Source organism: Herbaspirillum sp. meg3 (genome assembly GCF_002257565.1).
In the GTDB taxonomy this organism is placed as follows: domain Bacteria; phylum Pseudomonadota; class Gammaproteobacteria; order Burkholderiales; family Burkholderiaceae_D; genus Herbaspirillum.
The window spans coordinates 1,717,126-1,735,444 of record NZ_CP022736.1 but is presented as its reverse complement, the minus strand read 5'-3'; the positions used below and the strand labels follow the sequence as shown (position 1 = coordinate 1,735,444).

At 56.5% G+C, this 18,319-nt stretch carries 17 protein-coding genes; 5 read left to right on the top strand and 12 right to left on the bottom strand.

Translation table 11 applies throughout. The features are described 5' to 3' along the window. Positions 1–2 precede the first annotated feature (2 nt). Together hmeg3_RS07825 and hmeg3_RS07820 are read left to right on the top strand one after the other, a co-directional pair. Positions 3–1,142 (top strand): acyltransferase, encoded by a 1,140-nt coding sequence (locus hmeg3_RS07825; protein WP_232511920.1) that lies wholly within the window; start codon positions 3–5, stop codon positions 1,140–1,142. Between the two features lie 42 nt (positions 1,143–1,184). After that, on the top strand, positions 1,185–1,964 hold the full coding sequence (locus tag hmeg3_RS07820; protein ID WP_094563238.1) for a polysaccharide deacetylase family protein: 780 nt from the start codon (positions 1,185–1,187) through the stop codon (positions 1,962–1,964). On the opposite strand, the gene hmeg3_RS07815 is transcribed toward hmeg3_RS07820, so the two are convergent. From hmeg3_RS07815 to hmeg3_RS07805, 3 genes are read right to left on the bottom strand one after another with little or no spacing between them, the layout of a single operon-like run. Continuing rightward, positions 1,915–3,204: a GNAT family N-acetyltransferase gene (locus tag hmeg3_RS07815; RefSeq protein WP_232511919.1), complete on the bottom strand. Its 1,290-nt coding sequence runs from the start codon at positions 3,202–3,204 to the stop codon at positions 1,915–1,917. The genes hmeg3_RS07820 and hmeg3_RS07815 overlap by 50 nt on opposite strands. Then, a complete protein-coding gene (locus hmeg3_RS07810) occupies positions 3,201–4,610 on the bottom strand; it encodes an undecaprenyl-phosphate glucose phosphotransferase (protein ID WP_094563236.1) in 1,410 nt (469 codons plus the stop codon). Before hmeg3_RS07810 ends, hmeg3_RS07815 begins: the two co-directional genes overlap by 4 nt. After that, positions 4,607–5,413 carry a WecB/TagA/CpsF family glycosyltransferase gene (locus hmeg3_RS07805; protein WP_094563235.1) on the bottom strand — a complete coding sequence of 269 codons (807 nt, stop codon included), beginning with the start codon at positions 5,411–5,413 and terminating at the stop codon, positions 4,607–4,609. The genes hmeg3_RS07810 and hmeg3_RS07805 overlap by 4 nt, the downstream gene beginning before the upstream one ends. A 219-nt stretch (positions 5,414–5,632) precedes the next feature. Between hmeg3_RS07805 and hmeg3_RS07800 the strand changes: the two genes are divergently transcribed. Then, the gene (locus hmeg3_RS07800; protein ID WP_094563234.1) at positions 5,633–6,568 is read left to right on the top strand and encodes a glycosyltransferase family 2 protein; all 936 of its coding nucleotides are present in this window, start codon (positions 5,633–5,635) and stop codon (positions 6,566–6,568) included. A gap of 24 nt (positions 6,569–6,592) precedes the next feature. Next, positions 6,593–9,100, top strand: a complete 2,508-nt coding sequence (locus hmeg3_RS07795) for an aldo/keto reductase (protein WP_094563233.1) — start codon at positions 6,593–6,595, stop codon at positions 9,098–9,100. A 52-nt stretch (positions 9,101–9,152) separates the two neighbouring features. Here the strand turns inward: hmeg3_RS07795 and hmeg3_RS07790 are convergent, their stop codons facing one another. From hmeg3_RS07790 to rpmI, 7 genes are all read right to left on the bottom strand, one after another. Beyond that, positions 9,153–9,692 (bottom strand): GNAT family N-acetyltransferase, encoded by a 540-nt coding sequence (locus tag hmeg3_RS07790; RefSeq protein ID WP_198361806.1) that lies wholly within the window; start codon positions 9,690–9,692, stop codon positions 9,153–9,155. Between the two features lie 205 nt (positions 9,693–9,897). After that, positions 9,898–10,293, bottom strand: a complete 396-nt coding sequence (locus tag hmeg3_RS07785) for a MerR family transcriptional regulator (RefSeq protein ID WP_094563232.1) — start codon at positions 10,291–10,293, stop codon at positions 9,898–9,900. 23 nt (positions 10,294–10,316) lie between these two features. Then, complete coding sequence (locus hmeg3_RS07780; protein WP_094563231.1) at positions 10,317–10,730, bottom strand: integration host factor subunit alpha; 414 nt, start codon at positions 10,728–10,730, stop codon at positions 10,317–10,319. A gap of 67 nt (positions 10,731–10,797) precedes the next feature. Further along, on the bottom strand, positions 10,798–13,224 hold the full coding sequence (gene pheT, locus hmeg3_RS07775; RefSeq protein WP_094563230.1) for a phenylalanine--tRNA ligase subunit beta: 2,427 nt from the start codon (positions 13,222–13,224) through the stop codon (positions 10,798–10,800). Positions 13,225–13,335: 111 nt separating this feature from the next. Then, on the bottom strand, positions 13,336–14,352 hold the full coding sequence (gene pheS / locus hmeg3_RS07770; RefSeq protein ID WP_007882753.1) for a phenylalanine--tRNA ligase subunit alpha: 1,017 nt from the start codon (positions 14,350–14,352) through the stop codon (positions 13,336–13,338). 267 nt (positions 14,353–14,619) lie between these two features. Continuing rightward, complete coding sequence (gene rplT / locus hmeg3_RS07765; RefSeq protein ID WP_007882754.1) at positions 14,620–14,979, bottom strand: 50S ribosomal protein L20; 360 nt, start codon at positions 14,977–14,979, stop codon at positions 14,620–14,622. A 24-nt stretch (positions 14,980–15,003) separates the two neighbouring features. Beyond that, positions 15,004–15,201: a 50S ribosomal protein L35 gene (gene rpmI / locus hmeg3_RS07760; RefSeq protein ID WP_083830894.1), complete on the bottom strand. Its 198-nt coding sequence runs from the start codon at positions 15,199–15,201 to the stop codon at positions 15,004–15,006. Between rpmI and hmeg3_RS24935 the strand changes: the two genes are divergently transcribed. After that, positions 15,170–15,370 (top strand): hypothetical protein, encoded by a 201-nt coding sequence (locus tag hmeg3_RS24935; protein ID WP_198361920.1) that lies wholly within the window; start codon positions 15,170–15,172, stop codon positions 15,368–15,370. The genes rpmI and hmeg3_RS24935 overlap by 32 nt on opposite strands. Positions 15,371–15,488: 118 nt before the next feature. Here the strand turns inward: hmeg3_RS24935 and infC are convergent, their stop codons facing one another. Continuing rightward, positions 15,489–16,010, bottom strand: a complete 522-nt coding sequence (infC, locus tag hmeg3_RS07755; RefSeq protein ID WP_083457935.1) for a translation initiation factor IF-3 — start codon at positions 16,008–16,010, stop codon at positions 15,489–15,491. 65 nt (positions 16,011–16,075) lie between these two features. Further along, on the bottom strand, positions 16,076–17,983 hold the full coding sequence (gene thrS / locus hmeg3_RS07750) for a threonine--tRNA ligase (protein WP_094566200.1): 1,908 nt from the start codon (positions 17,981–17,983) through the stop codon (positions 16,076–16,078). Positions 17,984–18,319 lie beyond the last annotated feature (336 nt).

Sequence of the window (18,319 nt, the reverse complement as noted above, 5' to 3'; positions counted from 1 at the left end):
CTATGGAGACAAGCATTAACACGAACCCGACGGCGAGCGCGCGGCCATCATTCGACTACATTCCCGGCCTCGACGGTCTGCGCGCTTGCGCAGTGCTACTGGTGCTGATAGCGCATCTGGGCTTCAGCACGGCGATACCCGGCGGCTTTGGCGTGACCGTATTTTTCTTCATCAGCGGATTGCTGATCACCCGATTGCTGCTGGCTGAACATGCACAAAATGGCCGCATCGCCGTCGGTCGATTCTATGTCCGGCGCCTTTTCCGCTTATACCCTGCACTCGTGGTCGCAGTCGCTCTGGCGGCATTGGTATTCAGTGCAGCAGGCGGCATCATGGGTTGGGGCAAGGTATTTTCCGCCTTGTTCTACTATGCCAATTACTACGGCATATTCGTGCACTTCGGGCAGGGCCGCGATGGCTTCGATCCCTTCAGCATCTTGTGGTCGCTGGCGGTGGAGGAGCAATACTATCTGGTCTTCCCTTTTATCTGCGTGGCGCTGCTGGCGGGGACTGCCAACCTGCGCCGCTTCTCGTGGGTGCTGGCGGGTAGTGTCATCCTGGTACTGGTGTGGCGCGTAATAGTGCATCGCCATGGCGGCAGCAGCGATTACATTTACATGGCCACCGATACGCGCATCGATTCGATTCTGTATGGTGCGTGGCTGGCGCTGATTCTGGCCAACGATACGCAAAAACACTGGCGGCGTTTTTCAGCCAGCAGGTTGGTACAACTGGTTTGTCTGATCCTGCTGCTGGCGTGTTTTGTGGTGCGGCATCCGGGTTTTCGCGACACGCTGCGCTACTCCCTGCAAGGCCTGGCATTGATGCCGCTGATGACGGCAATCTGCTTCACGAGGTCAGTCACGCCCTTGACCCGACTACTGGAAACCAAACCCTTGCGCCGCGTCGGCGGCTGGTCGTATTCGCTGTATCTGTATCACCCGATTGCCATCGTGCTGGCGGAGATATGGTGGGGCCCCGGCAGCATCGGGCCGCAGCGCATCGGCTGGCAAACCTTCCCGTTTTTTGCGCTGACGGCGGTGCTGCTATCATTTGTGTTTGCCATAGCGTCTTATAATTTTGTGGAAAAGCCGTTCTTGCGTTGGCGCCGCCGTTTTGGCGCGCACGTGGTCGACAACTGATTGACGCGTTGACATCATCGCCGTCGCTGCCGGAAAACACTCATGTCCGATTCTGCTTCCAAACTTGCCTTGCGCATCAGTCGCCGACTGTCCCAGCATGCCTTCCGCAATTTGTTGCCGTTGGAGGCGGAAGCCGGTGTGGTCAGCTTTACCTTTGACGACGCCCCCGCCTCGGCATGTGAAGCAGGTGCACACGCACTTGAGCACAATGGTGTACGCGGCACGTTCTACGTTGCCGGCGGTCTGACCGGCGGCATGGAAGAAGGCAAGCCCTGCCATAGCCGGGAACATCTGCAAACCTTGCTGGCCAACGGCCACGAACTGGGTTGCCACAGCTACTCACACATCCGTTGCGACAATCTCAGCGCCGATGCGCTGGAGGCAGAACTGGATCGCAATGCGGCCTTCCTCGCCGAACTGGGCGTAGATATCGGGGCACTGAATTTCGCTTATCCGTTCGGCGCCTACGCCTACAACGCCAAGCGCATTTGCAGCAGGCGTTTTCGCTCCAGCCGCGTCACCGGCGGCGGTACACATGAACATGTCGCCGACCTGAACGCGCTCAAGACACATCGCCTGTACGACCTGCCGGTGGATGCTGAAAATTACGAAACGCTACTGCAACGCACCGCCCGCAACAAAGGCTGGCTGATCGTCAATACGCACGATGTGGAAAGTCCGCCGAGCCGTTTCGGCTATACGCCGGATCGTCTGGAACATGCCATCGCTGCCGCGCTGGCGGCAGGCTGCAAGGTATTGCCGGTGAATGCGGCTATTGATTATTGGGAGTCGAATTCGAAGTTGAATTCGAGGCAGCGTTAGAAGCGGAACCGGGACGCTGCCCGCGCAGACGTCTGACCAGGTTGCGCAGACGCTCATTGTTGCGCGCCCACGCACGCAGTTGTTGATAGGTATCGCTCAACGCCACTACGATCTTGCCGCGCAGGCTATAGCCTTGCTGCCCTGCATATAACGGCAGCATATGATCGGCCCATTGCATCTTGTAGCCCTCATCGCCCACTGTCAGATCGAACACCGCCAGCTCTTCGGCGATGCAGTACTGAACCACGGCATCAAGCAAGATACGCCCTACCGAATAGCGTGCCCATTCGCCATCCTGATATCCCGGCATCAGCCAGTAGAAGCGGCTGCCATAGCGCATGCCCCAATGCGTCGCGACCAGCTTGTCGTCGACATACAAAGCCGATACGACAATCTCGCCACCGGATAAACCCTGCGCCGCAAGCTGCTGATAAAAATCCAGATAACCCGGTTCGGCAAACAAATCGCGGCTGCCGGTCTCGTGCCAGCGCCGGGCTTTTTGTTGTGCCATACCGGTGATAACGGCGGCACGTTGTTCCGGCGGCGCATCGATCAGCAATTTCACCGTTCCAAGTTCATTGAGACGCCGCAATTGGCGACGCGTGTCAGCAAACATCTTGGCGCTGCGCACCTTCTGGAATTCAGCATAAGTCGACGTCAACGTCGCCGCATGCGCCTGCTCGGTATGGCGCATGCCCGGCAGTGCCGCCAAGGGATTGGTGATGCCTTCGATATGCTGCGGCATGCGCCGGGCGCGAAAGACATCAACGCCACCCAACAGGCGCATGATGACCGGCCATAATGCAGCAAAAGCGGATGTGTCAAAATCGGGATGCAGCAACGGTGCGTGATAGTCGGTGATCTCACCGCCGAGAAAACCTGCGAAGCGAATTCCATTTTTGCGCTGACGCCCCAGAGGCAACAGCATCAAGGTGCGATCATCGGTATCGCTCAGTTCAACAATGCAGACTTCCCAGCCTTGCCGTGCGCCCAATTCTCGCTGCCAGGTGGCCAGCCAGTCATAGGCCTGGAAACCGTATGCGGCACATGCCATCTGCGCCGCTCGCCAACGCCTTTCAGCGTGCTCGAAGGAAGTGTGGACGCGCACCGCCGTGCCCGCAGCAAAGCGGCCGGCGATATCCGGCGCCAGTTCACTCAGCAGATGTCGGGTGACTTCATGCGCCATGGTGGAAAGGGTCGAGATAGCCGATAGTCGGCCCGGCAACGTCAATAACGTCAATATGCATTGCGGTCTTTTAATACCACCAGCACGGTACGCAAAATGATTTTAAAATCCAGCGCCAGCGACCAGTGGCGGATGTAATAGAGATCGTACTCAATACGGCGCTGCATCTTGTCGAGCGTATCGGTTTCGCCGCGCAAACCGTTTACCTGCGCCCAACCGGTGATGCCTGGTTTGACCTTGTGCCGCAGCATGTATCCCTTGACTTGCTTGCGATACAGCTCGTTATGCTGAACCGCGTGCGGACGCGGACCGACGATGCTCATTGAGCCTTCGAGTACGTTGAAAAACTGCGGTAGCTCGTCCAGCGAAGTCTTGCGCAAGAAACGCCCGAATGGAGTCACGCGTGCGTCGCCGACGGTTGCCTGCTTGACCTCGCCGTTTTCCTGGGGCAGCGGATCGTTACGCATGGAGCGGAATTTGGACACCACTATACGCTGACCACCGACGCCGTAACGCATCTGGCGAAACACGATCGGGCCCGGCGACGACAGCTTCACACCCATTGCGATGATGAACAACACCGGACTGAGCAACAGCAAAATGATGAAAGACAGGATCACATCAACAAATCGCTTGAGCAGGCGCGTCACGCCGATGAACGGCGTCTCGTAAGCCACCAGCACCGGCGTACCGGCGATCTCGCCATATTGCATGTGGCCAAGGCCGAACATTTTTGATTCCGGCACAAAATAGACCGACGCTACGGAGTCGTGCAAAGCATCCACTACCGGTGCAATATCGCTATAGCGGGCATGCACCAGCCCGACGAAGACGACGTCGACAGGATTGTGTTCGATCCAGGTGATGGCATCCATCAAGCTGCCCAAGCGAGGCAGCTCGGAGCCGACACGTTGGGTTCCCTGCCGGTTATCGAAGAAACCCAAAGGGGTAATGCCAAGCATTTTCGACGTCTGAAACGACTCCGACAAGCGTTGTGCATCTTCGCTGAAACCGACGAATACAGCCGTGCGCCGCTCGCCCTTGGCGCTGTATAAGCGCAATGCCCAGCGGCGGCACAGGAAGGAGGTCAACGCCAAAGTAAAAGGCGTGGCCGCAAGCCACATCGTCATCACCACGCGAGAGAAATCTTCGCCGGATTTGGTCAGATATAACGACAGGACGACGACAAAGAAAGTGCCTATCCACAGCCGTACGATCGTGCCGAAGTAATGCACCATCATCGACGAATTGTCGACCGCATAACGACGCGGATCACTGAAAACGGCGAAGCCGACCACACCTGCGATCGCCGCCACAAAATTGAATGTGGAAAACGCCGCCCACTGATACACGGCGATACAGACTTCCAGCGTCAGAATAATCGTAAAGGCATAGGCTGCGCCGACGGCAAGCCCGAGCAAGGTAGTGTGATGGTTGCGTTTGTCAGCGTAAAAGCTCAATGGCCGCTCCCTGTCCTCTTGTTGAGTTTGATTGTACGTTGCACCTTCCGTTCTCGGTGCAGCAAACCGGCGAATTTCGAACCTTGAACGATGTATCTGCGCCACAGGCGGCGCGGTTCTGATGCGAGCCGCCAAAACCATTCCAGCCCGGCCTTCTGCATCCATAGCGGCGCACGCGACTTGAAGCCGAGCGCAAACTCCATGGCGGCGCCGACGCACATCACCACGCCGGCCTGCATCTTGTCTTGATGCGCGAACGACCAGCGCTCTTGTTTGGGCATCCCGAGGCAGACGAACACCAAGCCTGGTTTGCAGGCATTGACGCGACGCAGCGCTTCCAGCCCTTCTGCACCGGTGGGGTCAAACTTCATCGACGGGCAATAGATCTCAACCTGCAAACCCGGATAGACACGCGCAAATGCTGCGGTCAGCATTTCTTCCTGACCCGGCATGCCGCCGATAACAAATACCGGCAATTGCTGCTTCGCCGCCGAACGCGCCAGTTCGACAAACAGATCGGAACCGGTCACGCGTTCCGGCAACGGCGCCTCGCTCATACGGCTGGCCCACACCAGCGGCATGCCGTCGGCAAAGATATAGTCGGCCTGAACGTAGAGCGCACGAAACTGGGCGTCGGCATCCAGCCGGACGACGTGATCAACGTTCGGCGTGACGACAATCGCAGGAGGCCCTTCGCGTCGCTCGGCGAGCACCATCAACTGATGCGCGGCCTGATTGAAACTCGCAGCGCAGATATCGAGTCCGAACAGATGGGACGTGGGGAATACGGTCTGTTTTGGCATCCGTTCCAGCGTAAAAATTAGATAAAAGTCAATTTAATCGAATTACGTTCGCCATTAATTTGATATCATTTTAACAATATTATTGAGCGAACACTCGTTGTTTGACAGGAGTTTTCAGATTAATTCTTGATTTGACCGCGGGGATCGGACAGCATAGGCAAATCTGACCGTGATCTCAATCCAATTTACATCTCACAAGATAAGCATAAGGAAGGCGTCATGCAAGGAGATCAGCAACAGCCGCTGGAACCGGTGGAAGCCCCACCTGCCGTCAATCCGCGTATCGTTCCGTTGGTGATTATTTCGCCTGTGCGCGATGAGTCCAAGTATCTGCGCCTGACCATGGATTCCATAGTGGCCCAAACCTGCCGTCCGGTCGAGTGGATTCTTGTCGACGACGGCTCGGCCGACACCACGCCGGACATCGTGCGTGAATATGCAGAAAAATACCATTTCATTCGCCTGGTGCCCCGCCAGAACCGCGGTTTCCGCAAATTGGGTGGCGGCGTCATCGCGGCATTCAATTTCGGCGTTGAACATATTGAAAACAAGGACTACCAGTACATCGCCAAACTCGATGGCGACATGTCCTTTGGCCCGCTCTATCTGGAGCACATGTTCCAGAAACTCGACGAAGATCCGAAGCTGGCCGCCGTGTCGGGCAAGGTCTATCGCCACGAAGACGGCCAGTACATCGAAGAGAGCCACATCGACGAACAGGTCGCGGGTCAGTTCAAGCTTTACAAACGCACTGCCTTTGAAGACATCGGCGGCTTCGTCCAGCATTTGTCGTGGGACGGGATCGACGTGCATACGGCCTGGATGAAAGGCTGGAAGACCTTTTGCTACTACGATCCGAAGGCATGGCTATGGCATCACCGTATCATGGGTTCATCGGACAAGCATATCTACGAAGGCCGTCTGCGCTGGGGCCGCGGCAACTGGTACATGGGATATCACCCCCTGTATGCCATTGCTACCGGCATCAACCGCATGCGCGAAAAACCGGTCGTCATCGGCGGCCTGCTGATGATTTTCAGTTACTTCTGGTCGGCGCTGCGCCGGCTGCCTCGCTACGAGAACAGGGAATTCCGGCGTTATCTGCGCCAATGGCAGATGGCGCGGCTGAAGAATTTCATTCTCGGCAAAAAATAAGAAACACTTACGCTCAGGGATTCTATGGTGATGCTGACGGCCTTGCAGGCCGATCAAATCGTCGACATCTGCATTGTCGGCACCGGACCGGTAGGACTGGCGCTTGCGCTGGAGGCAGAGGCACGCGGGCTGCAAGTGCTGATGCTGGAATCCGGCGGCGCCGAACATAATTCCGCGACGCAGGACTGGTCGCGCGCCACGGTGCTCGACGAAAAAGCCCACTCGCCCATGGAGCTGGCATCCAACCGCGCATTGGGCGGCAGCTCGTGGTTATGGGGTGGCCGCTGCGTCCCGTTTGAAGCGATCGATTTTGAAGCACGCAATTACGTCCCGCATTCCGGCTGGCCGTTTGCGCTGGAAGACATTGCACCGTGGTACGCCAAGGCAGCCGACTATCTCGATTGCGGCAAAGCCGAATTCCGCAAGCAGCCTGAACGCTGGCCGGACATGGATGACATCGAGCTGTCGCAACTCGAACGCTGGGCCAGACAACCCAAGCTGGTGTCGCGACTTGGCCCGCGTGTCATGGCGTCGCCGAACATCCACGTCCTCTTCGACGCGACCGTTACCGGTCTCAGCCTGGATGACAGAGAGCAGCAAATCAGTGCGTTGCAAGTCCATCACAAGCAGATGCGCGTCGACGTTCGCGCGCGACGCTACGTCCTGGCCGGCGGTGGTCTGGAGACCACGCGCCTGCTGCTTGCCACGCAGCAGATGCATCCTTCGCTGTTCGGCGGCATCGGTGGCCCGTTGGGACGGTATTACATGGGACACATCTTTGGCAGCATCGCCAGCATCGCGCTGAATCAGCCCGACGACTTTTCTGATCTCGATTTCTCCGAAGATGAAACCGGCACCTATGTGCGCCGGCGCTTCACCTTGTCGGCAGAAGCACAGCGTCAGCATCATCTGCTGAATACCTCTTTCTTCGCCGACAATCCTCCGTTTTATGACGAGCGTCATCGCAACCCGACCTTGTCGATGGTATTTCTCGGCCTGTCGATTCCAGCGATCGGACGACGCATGATTTCGGAGGCGATCCGCCTGCGCCATGTCGGCCCGCCGCCCTACCGCTACGCTGCACATGTGATGAACATTCTGCGCAGGCCATGGCAGGCAGCAACCGACATCATCACCATCTTGCGTCTGCGCTATCTGTCGCCGGTGCGCAAACCCGGCTTCGTGCTGCGTAATCAAGGCGGCACCTATGCGCTCAATTACCATGCCGAGCAGATCCCGAATCCGGAAAGCCGCGTTGTCCTGAATCAGGAGCGAGATGCCCACGGCATGCCACGCCTGACGATCGATTTTCGCTATCTGCACGACGACGCCGACTCGGTGCTGAAAGCGCACGCGATTCTGGATGCCCGGCTACGTGCTTCCAACAAAGGCCGGATTGATTATCATCGCCCCGAAAACCTGCGCATCGGTCACATCATGGAACAAGCCACCGATGGCTTCCATCAGGTCGGTACCACGCGCATGCATGACGATCCGCAGATGGGCGTGGTCGATCGCGACTGCCGGGTACACGGCATGGCCAATCTGTATGTGGCGTCGAGTAGCGTTTTCCCCACTACCGGGGAAGCCAATCCTACCTTCCTTGCGGTCGCGTTGGCCGCACGCCTGGCGTCGCATCTGGCGGATGCGCTAGCCGCCACAAGTAAAGACCTCGCAGCCGGGCCTGCAAGCCCGTCATCCCGCCCTTTCACGACTTCTCCAACAGGATCCACGCGCATGCAGTCCATCCGTATTCCAGGCACGACGCTTGACGTCACCCGCCTGTCTTTTGGCACCGCCAGTCTGCATCACCTGTTCAAGAGTCAGCAGCGCCAGGCTTTGCTCACGACCGCGCTGGATGCCGGCTTCACCCATTTCGACACCTCGCCCTACTACGGTTTTGGTCTGGCGGAAAAATCGCTGGGAGAACTTCCCTCCACGGAACTGCAGCGCATCACCATCGCCAGCAAGGTCGGCCTGTATGGGCCGAACGGCGCCGGCCCCGGTGTGCCGGAGATCCTGCTGCGCAAGATTGCCGGCAATGCATTGCCGGCGCTGAACAAACCCGTGGTCGACTGGAGCCTTGCGCATGCGCAAAAGAGTCTGGAAGACAGCTTGCGCCGGCTGCGCCGCGGCTGGCTGGATATTCTGTTCTTGCACGAGCCGGTGCAAGCATTAATCCAGACGGATGAATGGCAACGCTGGCTGGAGTCACTCGTGCAGTCAGGAAAAATCCGTCATTTCGGCATTGCAGGAGAAGCGCCGCTGATCGCGGCCATGCTTGAGGCGAGTCCAACGTTGACGAACATCGTGCAAGTACGCGACAGCCTCGTCAAGCATCAGGCGGACGTGCTCTTGCAGCATCAACGCGCATTGCAATTCACGTATGGCTATATGGCGGGCGGTACACCGCAAGGAGCGGATGGCGCTGCCGTGTTGCGAGAGGCGCTGCGACGCAACGCGACCGGCTCCATCCTGGTGTCGACACGCCGTGTGGATCGTGTGGCGGCGCTGGCCCGGGCAGCGCAGTAACGTACTACTGATTGGCTGATTTATTGGTGACCTGGCGGATCAACCTCGCCCATCAAACCGTGTCGACGATGTTCAACACCAGATACTGCGCGGCGCGGTCGTAGGTGCCGATTTTCTTCAATAACGCGGTATCGGCCTTGAGGTAATCCGAAAAACCGCGCCGCCGCCAATAGGCGTCCGAATCATTCACGGCCACCAGTGCCGCATGGCCGATCCCAATGGTCAGAGCATGCCGCTTGATCAACTCAACCAGTTTGCCGCCCAAACCGTACTGCCGCACGGCGTCAGTGAGCGCTATGTCGTGCAGATAAAGGCAATCGGCTTGCGACGGTAAGGCATGCAACAAGGAATTCAACGCAGGCGGTTGTCCCAACAGGGCGGGATGGGTGATGGCGTAACCATGCACGCCTCCATCACCGTCGACGGCAACCCGGCATCCATCGGCAAATAAGCGCAAACGTTCTGCAAACACCTCCGGCGATTCGGGATAATCGGGATGCACCTGTTCTGCGATGGCAACGACGGCGGACAGATCGCGCTCATGCATGCCGCGCCAGAACATGACCACATCATTCGCCGCTTTATTTTTCATCAACAATCACCCTCATTCAGTTCGCTATGTGTCTTTAGCCATGTACGTATCCACCCGCGACATACACCGCCACTCTTCTGCTCAGACCGAGATCCCGGCTACAGACTTGACTGCAATCTTGACCGTAAACGTAAATAAGCTGCCGACGGCAGCTTATTGATGGTGACGCAGTGCCGATGGTCGGGATCGACCGGCCGGCATCAGCTCATGCACGCGGTCTGAGCAACTCCAGAATGCCGGTGAGTTCGGTACGCATGGCTTCGATCTCTTCGGCACCCATCGAGATTTCGATCTCTTCGATGACTTCCGGATGGTCCTCGTTGAGATGACCGTCCAGCTTGTTGCGCGCGCCACTGATCGTGAAACCTTGTTCGTACAGCAGCTCGCGGATGCGGCGAATCAGCAGCACTTCATGATGCTGGTAGTAGCGACGATTGCCACGGCGCTTGACCGGCTTCAACTGGGTGAATTCTTGCTCCCAGTAGCGCAGTACATGCGGCTTCACGCCACACAATTCGCTGACTTCACCGATAGTGAAATAGCGCTTGGCGGGAATCGGCGGCAGGACGATTACCGCTGGTTTATTGACGCGTTCGTTCATGGCAAGGTTACGAGGGGCTTACATTACACAACGAGAGCGAGCGGCTGGATGGTGGAATCCTCAACCATTTCCTTGAGCTTCTGACTGGCGTGAAAAGTGACGACACGGCGTGCAGTAATAGGAATTTCTTCGCCGGTTTTAGGATTGCGGCCAGGACGCTGCGGCTTGTCACGCAATTGAAAATTGCCGAAGCCGGAAAGTTTGACGGCCTCACCACGCTCCAGGGCATTGCGAATTTCATCGAAGAAAGTTTCAACCATGTCTTTTGCTTCACGCTTGTTAAGACCAACCTGCTCGAACAAAAGTTCGGCAAGCTCGGCCTTGGTCAGCGTCGGGAGATTTTTTTCCGCTTGCGAGCGTACCTGAGATTCCAGTACGGCACGTTGTAAGTCGGCATCCAGCACAGATTGAAATTCACTTGAATTCACGTTGTTCATGACGGGTGGTTGGCCTGTTCTCTACCGGTTCTTTATCTAATTGCTTTGTCTGTTGCTTTGTTTATTATCAAGCACGCAATTTGGCGGCAAGTTTCCCCGTCGCAGCGGCTACGATAGCGGCCATTGCAGCGTCAACAGTGTCGTCCTGGAGTGTGTTTTGAGTATCTTGCAAGGTGAATCGGAAAGCAAGGCTTTTTTCGTCATTTTCCAGCCCCTTTCCTTGATATTCATCAAATAAAACAATGGCTTGGATGATCGAGCATGCTGGATTGCCTTGCTTTTCAGCCGCAAAAATATCGCGCAATTCCTGGACCTGAACAGCCTGTTTGACGACCAGTGCGAGGTCGCGTGTAACAGCCGGGAATTTGGAAATTTCGACATACGCAGGCACGTCGCGTTGCTGCAGCGCCGCGGCGTCAACTTCAAACACGACCGGTGCCAGCGGCAGGTCGTATTTTTGCTGCAGGCGTGGATGCAGTTCGCCAATCAGGCCGATGTTCTTGCCGTCCAGCTCAACCTGAGCGGAACGTCCCGGGTGCAGTGCAGGATGTTCAACGCGCGCAAAACGCAGCACGCGCGGGGCGAACAAGGCTTCCAGATCTGCTTTGACATCGAAGAAGTCGACATTGCGGGAATCCTGCCCCCACTGCTCTTCAGCGACCGGGCCATAGGCCAGGCCGGCGACGCGCTTCGGTTGATGATAACCGGCGACTTCCAGCGGACCATCCTGCACTTGCGCATCACGATGGAACACCGCGCCAATTTCAAACACGCGCACGCGGTTGGCCTTGCGGTTGATGTTGTAACGTACGTTCGCGACCAGGCTGGCGATCAGCGAGGAGCGCATCACATTCATCTGGCTGGCGATAGGGTTGAGTAGCTTGATCGGTGCCTGGTTACCGGCAAAGTCGGCTTCCCATGCGCTTTCGACGAAGCTGAAATTGACCACTTCCTGATAGTCGAGATCGGCCAGCAGATGGCGGACATCGAACAGCGAGCGGATATTTTCCGGCGCGATTTTCATGGCGCTGGCAGCAACCGGCGGCAAGGCTGGGATGTTTTCAAAGCCGTAGACACGCGCGATTTCTTCGATCAGGTCTTCTTCGATTTCGATGTCGAAACGGAAAGACGGCGGCGTCACCGCAAATAAGCCCGGCTCTTGCGTGAACTGCAGGCCGAGGCGTGTGAAGATGTTGGCGATCATGTCGTCGGTGATAGCCACACCGATGACCTTGGTGGCGCGTGCGGTGCGCACTTTGACCGGATCACGCTTGGGCAGGTTGACGATCTGATCGTCGACCGGACCGACCTTGGTGTCGGCTGTACCGCAGATTTCAATCAGCAAGGCGGTGATGCGCTCGATATGCTCCACCACGGTTGCGAAGTCGACGCCGCGTTCGAAACGATGCGCTGCATCAGTCGAGAAGTTGTAGCGGCGCGCGCGGCCCTGGATCGCTTGCGGGAACCAGAATGCGGCTTCCAGATAAATGTTGGTGGTCTCAAGCGATACCGACGTGGCGTCGCCGCCCATAATGCCGGCCAGCGATTCGAGTTCTTTGTCGTCAGCGATCACGCCGACCCACTCATCGACTTCAACAGTATTGCCATTGAGGAGCTTGATCTGCTCGCCCTTCTTCCCCCAGCGCACATCGAGGCTGCCGTGGATCTTGTCCAGATCGAACACATGCGACGGACGACCGAGTTCCAGCATGACGTAGTTGGAGATATCCACCAGCGCCGAAATCGGACGCTGACCGCTGCGCTCGAGGCGCTGCTTCATCCATTGTGGGGTTGCCGCCTTGGCATTCAGGCCACGGATAACGCGACCGGCAAAGCGGCCGCACAGATCCGGAGCGGAAATCTTGACCGGCAATTTCTCGTCGAGTCCGACGGCGACTTTCTGGAAAGTCGGTTGTTTCAGCGGTGTGTCCGTCAGTGCCGACACTTCGCGTGCAACGCCCAGCACGGACAAGCAATCTGCTTTGTTCGGTGTCAGCTTGATGGTGAACTTCAAGTCGTTCAACAGGAAGTAATCACGGAAGTTCTGACCGACCGGCGCATCGTCCGGCAGTTCCAGCAGGCCACCATGATCTTCCGACAGCTTGAGTTCGCGTGCGGAGCACAGCATGCCCTGCGACTCGACACCACGCAGCTGGCCGACCTTGATCTCGAAGGGCTTGCCATCGGCGCCCGGCGGCAGCACGGCACCGGCCATGGCGCAAGGCACCTTCATGCCGACACGCACGTTCGGCGCGCCGCAGACGATGTTGAGAATGGTGCCGGTCTTGACGTCCACCTGGCAGACATTCAGACGATCGGCGTTCGGGTGCTTGGCGATTTCCAGCACTTCGCCGACCACCACGTTGGAGAACGGCGGCGCGACCGCTTCGACTTCTTCCACTTCCAGGCCCGACATTGTCAGCAAGTGCGACAACTCATCCGAAGTCATCTTCGGATTGACCATGGTACGCAACCAGTTTTCAGAGAATTGCATGATTCAAACCTTCAGCTATGGTCCGGAAATCCGGACAGTCCATACAGTTCGCAAGGCAGCGCAGAGGATATTCTGCGCCGGCCCGGCATCACATTGTTCAATTGAATTGCGTCAGTTAAATTGCTTCAAGAAGCGCAGATCACCTTCGTAGAACAGACGCAGGTCGTTGATGCCATAGCGCAGCATGGTCAGGCGCTCGAGGCCGGAGCCGAACGCGAAACCAATGTATTGCTCTGGATCGAGGCCCATGTTGCGCACCACGGTCGGATGCACCTGGCCTGCGCCGGATACTTCCAGCCAACGGCCTTTCAATGGACCGCTGCCGAAGGCGATATCGATTTCCGCCGATGGTTCGGTGAACGGGAAATACGATGGACGGAAGCGCACCTGGAGGTCGTCGGTTTCAAAGAAAGCTTTGACGAAGTTGAGGTACACGCCCTTGAGGTCGGCGAAGCTGATGTCTTCAGCGATCCACAGGCCTTCGACCTGATGGAACATCGGCGAATGCGTCGCGTCGCTGTCAACGCGATAAGTGCGGCCCGGCGCGATGACTTTGATCGGCGGTTTGTTCATACGCGCATAGCGCACCTGCATCGGGCTGGTATGCGTACGCAGCAGCAGCGGCTTGCCTTGCGTGTCGTTGCCTTCGATGTAGAAAGTGTCCTGCATCGAACGCGCGGGATGGTTTTCCGGGCTGTTCAGTGCGGAGAAATTGGTCCAGTCGGTTTCGATTTCGGGGCCATCGGCAACGTCGAAGCCGATCGAGCGGAAGATTTCTTCAACGCGCTGCCACGAACGCATGACCGGATGGATGCCGCCCTTGCCACGGCCGCGGCCCGGCAAAGTAACGTCGATCGCTTCGGCGTTCAGGCGCTCTTGCATTTGTGCGTTGGCAAGTGCGTCACGGCGCGCAGTCAGCGCGTTCTCGATCTGCTCTTTGGCGGCGTTGATGACGGCGCCTTGCACCTTGCGTTCTTCAGGAGCCAGCTTGCCAAGGCCCTTCATTTGCTCAGTGATCTGACCGGTTTTGCCAAGGTATTTGGCTTTGGCGTTTTCCAGGGCTGCAGCGTCGGGTGCGCCGGCAAAGTCGGCCTGGGCCTGTGCAACGAGTTGTTCTAGGGAATTCATGCGGTAAGTCTCGCTCCATTCAGACAGATATCTGAGTAATCTAAGAACCGATCCGGCTCTGAGAACCTGTTCAACATCTCACTGCGAGGCCATGATCTGACCTTTGCTGCCGTTGGCTGCAGATCTTGAACAAGTTCTAACGACGAAGTCGAAAAAACAAATTGAAATACGGAGATTCAAAACGACTACGGGGCACAGGTATTTCACCTCTGCCCCGCAAGATTTGCAGCGCCGCCCGAAACCGGACGACGACTGCAACATAGCTAATTACTTAGCGATGTTGGCTTTCACCTGATTGACAATCGCAGCGAATGCTGGCTTGTCAGTCACAGCCATATCGGCCAGAACCTTACGGTCCAGTTCGATCGAAGCACGCTTCAGGCCGTTCATGAACACGCTGTATGTCACGCCATGCTCACGAGCAGCAGCGTTGATACGGGCGATCCACAATGCACGGAATACGCGCTTCTTGTTGCGGCGGTCACGGTATGCGTATTGGCCAGCGCGCATGACTGCTTGCTTGGCGATACGATAGACGGTGCTGCGGCGACCACGGTAACCCTTGGCTTGCGCCAGGACTTTTTTATGACGGGCACGTGCTGTTACCCCACGTTTAACTCTAGGCATAGTAGCTCCTTAGTGATGGTGAGGTTAAGCGTTCGGCATCATGCGCATGACGGATACGACGTCTGCAGCATTGACATTGGTAATACCGCGCAACTGGCGTTTAACTTTGGTGGTTTTCTTGGTCAAGATGTGGCGCTTGAAAGCGTGACCACATTTGATTGTTCCACCTGGACGTACACGAAAGCGCTTTTTGGCGCTGCTTTTCGTCTTCATTTTTGGCATGACACTATCTGTCCTTTTTGGACAGCTCCATTTTTTGATGATTGCAGGTGGCAGCAATGCGCTGCTCTTTGATGCCTGCTCTCACTTATTGGCAGCAGTTTTCACTGCTGCTTTTGCGGAAAACAAAACGACTGCTTCCCGACAAAATCTTCGGTTTCGCTACAGCTAACGCTTGCTTGACCGGAATACGCATCGCAAAGACCTACCTTGGGATGCGCGAAGAAGCATGGCTGCTTCTTCTTGCTTAACTTGCTCAACCTACAGAATCAAGCTTACTCAAGTTCAGCTTATTTCTTCTTTTTAGGCGCCAGGACCATGATCATCTGGCGTCCTTCCATCTTTGGAAACTGCTCGACCTGGCCAAACGGTTCCAGATCCACCTTCAAGCGCTCCAACACGCGCATGCCGATCTCCTGGTGAGCCATTTCACGACCGCGAAAACGCAGTGTAATCTTGGTCTTGTCACCCTCTTCCAGGAACTTGGTCAGATTACGCACTTTGATGTTGTAATCGCCGTCATCCGTGCCAGGGCGGAATTTGACTTCCTTGACCTGAATGACTTTCTGCTTCAGCTTGGCTTCATGAGCTTTTTTCTGCTCCTGATATTTAAACTTGCCATAGTCCATCAGGCGCGCAACAGGAGGCTGTGCGGTCGGTGCGATTTCCACCAGATCCACGTTAGCCTCTTCCGCCAGACGGAAAGCTTCAGCCAAATTGACGATACCAAGCGGTTCGTTATTGACTCCGGATAAACGCAATTCCGGTGCTGTAATTTCACCGTTGATGCGATGCGACTTGTCAGTAGCTATTGCAGTTTCCTTTTAACGTCCAATAAATTAAGCCGTGCTCTTGCGCTGGAAGGAGCTTTGCTCCTTTAGGCTTTGGTTTCCACCTCAGTTTTGAGGCGTTCCACCAAGACATCGATAGGCATGACACCCAGATCGACATTGCCTCGCGCACGCACGGCCACTGTGTTTGTATCGCGCTCTTTATCGCCGACCACCAAAATATAGGGCGGCTTCTGTAAAGAATGCTGCCGTATTTTATAGGTAATCTTCTCGTTACGCAAATCAGTAACGACTCTAAACCCTTGTTTTTTCAGCGTTTGCGCAACGTTTTTGACGTATTCGGCTTGCGCATCGGAAATATTCAGGATAACAACTTGTTCAGGAGCAAGCCATAACGGCATCGCACCGGCGTGGTTTTCGATCAGAATCGCGATGAAACGCTCCAGCGAGCCGACAATCGCACGGTGCAGCATGACCGGCACTTTGCGGTCGTTGTCTTCGGTGACATATTCCGCACCCAGACGCGCCGGCATCGAGAAATCGACCTGCATGGTGCCGCACTGCCAGGAACGGCCGATCGAGTCTTTCAGATGGTATTCGATCTTCGGACCGTAGAAAGCGCCCTCGCCCGGCAATTCCTCCCATTCAGTGCCGGACGCGCGGATGGCTTCGCGCAAGGCGTTTTCAGCCTTGTCCCAGACGGATTCTTCGCCGATGCGTTTTTCCGGACGCAGCGCCAGCTTGACGGCGACGTCGGTAAAGCCGAAGTTGTCATAGACCTCGCGCACCACCTTGTTGAAGGCCGCTACTTCGTCCTGGATCTGATCTTCAGTACAGAAGATGTGACCATCATCCTGGGTAAAGCCGCGCACGCGCATCATGCCGTGCAGCGCGCCGGACGGCTCGTTGCGGTGGCATTGACCGAACTCGCCGTAGCGCAGCGGCAGATCGCGATAGCTGTGCAGGCCGGAATTGTAGATCTGGATATGGCCGGGGCAGTTCATCGGCTTCAACGCGTAGGCGCGATTTTCCGATTCAGTCGTGAACATGTTTTCACGGTAGTTTTCCCAGTGGCCGGTTTTTTCCCACAGCGAGCGATCCAGAATCTGCGGCGCCTTAACCTCTTGATAGCCACTGTCCTGATAGACGCGGCGCATGTATTGCTCTACCTGCTGCCAGATCGACCAGCCCTTCGGATGCCAGAAAATCAAGCCCGGCGCTTCGTCCTGGAAGTGGAAGAAATCGAGTGCGCGGCCCAGCTTGCGGTGATCGCGCTTCTCCGCCTCTTCCAGCATGTGCAGATAGCTTTCCTGATCTTCCTTCTTCGCCCAGGCAGTACCGTAGACACGCTGCAGCATCTCATTGTTGGAATCGCCGCGCCAGTACGCGCCGGCCAGCTTCATCAGCTTGAACACTTTCAGCTTGCCGGTGGACGGCACGTGCGGACCACGGCACAAGTCGGTGAAGCTGCCTTCTGTATAGAGCGACACATCCTGGTCTTGCGGGATGGATTCGATGATTTCGGCCTTATAGGCTTCGCCGATGGACTTGAAGTAAGCCACCGCCTCGTCGCGCGGCAGCACCTTGCGGGTAACCGGCTCATCCTTCTTGGCCAGCTCGGCCATCTTCTTTTCAATCGCCGCCAGATCTTCCGGTGTAAACGGACGCTTGTAAGCAAAGTCGTAATAGAAGCCGTTGTCGATCACCGGACCGATAGTCACTTGCGCATCGGGGAACAACTCCTTCACGGCATAGGCCAGCAAGTGGGCGGTCGAGTGACGAATCACCTCCAGACCATCCGCATCCTTGTCGGTCACGATCGCCAGATCTGAATCTTTTTCAATCAGGAAAGACGTATCGACCAGCTTGCCGTCGACCTTGCCGGCCAACGCCGCCTTGGCCAGACCCGCGCCGATATTGGCAGCGACTTGCGCCACGGTGACGGGCGCATCGAATTGACGTTGCGAACCATCGGGGAGACGAACTGAAACCATTTTGAACTCCATCTCGGCAAGTTTTGCCGACGCTAATTTATAAAATACGGAACAATGCGGAAAATAAGGACGAAAAAAAACGCGGACCAGCCGCGCTTTTTCATAAGACGAAAAAGAACCCGACTAGCGTCGCGTAGAGACCTTGGTGGTAGTTCGCGGTGTCATAACCGGTTTGCCTTTCTCGCTCTTACAGATGTTGGGGTATTGCTTATTGCTGAATATAACTGAATGGCTGAAACAACCATGAAGCAGACAAGGATTATAGCAACAATAGAAAAATGTCGCATCCCATGCGTGGAAATACCGATACAAGAGGAGATTCCCGAGGCCCAGTCC

What these genes read in the sequence shown, in the direction of transcription:
- thrS (WP_094566200.1), bottom strand. Translation starts at nt 17,983, where the DNA reads ATGGTTTCAGTTCGTCTCCCCGATGGTTCGCAACGTCAATTCGATGCG.
- hmeg3_RS07820 (WP_094563238.1), top strand. Translation starts at nt 1,185, where the DNA reads ATGTCCGATTCTGCTTCCAAACTTGCCTTGCGCATCAGTCGCCGACTG.
- hmeg3_RS07780 (WP_094563231.1), bottom strand. Translation starts at nt 10,730, where the DNA reads ATGAACAACGTGAATTCAAGTGAATTTCAATCTGTGCTGGATGCCGAC.
- hmeg3_RS07795 (WP_094563233.1), top strand. Translation starts at nt 6,593, where the DNA reads ATGGTGATGCTGACGGCCTTGCAGGCCGATCAAATCGTCGACATCTGC.
- pheS (WP_007882753.1), bottom strand. Translation starts at nt 14,352, where the DNA reads ATGAATTCCCTAGAACAACTCGTTGCACAGGCCCAGGCCGACTTTGCC.
- hmeg3_RS07785 (WP_094563232.1), bottom strand. Translation starts at nt 10,293, where the DNA reads ATGAACGAACGCGTCAATAAACCAGCGGTAATCGTCCTGCCGCCGATT.
- pheT (WP_094563230.1), bottom strand. Translation starts at nt 13,224, where the DNA reads ATGCAATTCTCTGAAAACTGGTTGCGTACCATGGTCAATCCGAAGATG.
- hmeg3_RS07805 (WP_094563235.1), bottom strand. Translation starts at nt 5,413, where the DNA reads ATGCCAAAACAGACCGTATTCCCCACGTCCCATCTGTTCGGACTCGAT.
- rplT (WP_007882754.1), bottom strand. Translation starts at nt 14,979, where the DNA reads ATGCCTAGAGTTAAACGTGGGGTAACAGCACGTGCCCGTCATAAAAAA.
- hmeg3_RS07825 (WP_232511920.1), top strand. Translation starts at nt 3, where the DNA reads ATGGAGACAAGCATTAACACGAACCCGACGGCGAGCGCGCGGCCATCA.
- hmeg3_RS07800 (WP_094563234.1), top strand. Translation starts at nt 5,633, where the DNA reads ATGCAAGGAGATCAGCAACAGCCGCTGGAACCGGTGGAAGCCCCACCT.
- rpmI (WP_083830894.1), bottom strand. Translation starts at nt 15,201, where the DNA reads ATGCCAAAAATGAAGACGAAAAGCAGCGCCAAAAAGCGCTTTCGTGTA.
- hmeg3_RS07790 (WP_198361806.1), bottom strand. Translation starts at nt 9,692, where the DNA reads ATGAAAAATAAAGCGGCGAATGATGTGGTCATGTTCTGGCGCGGCATG.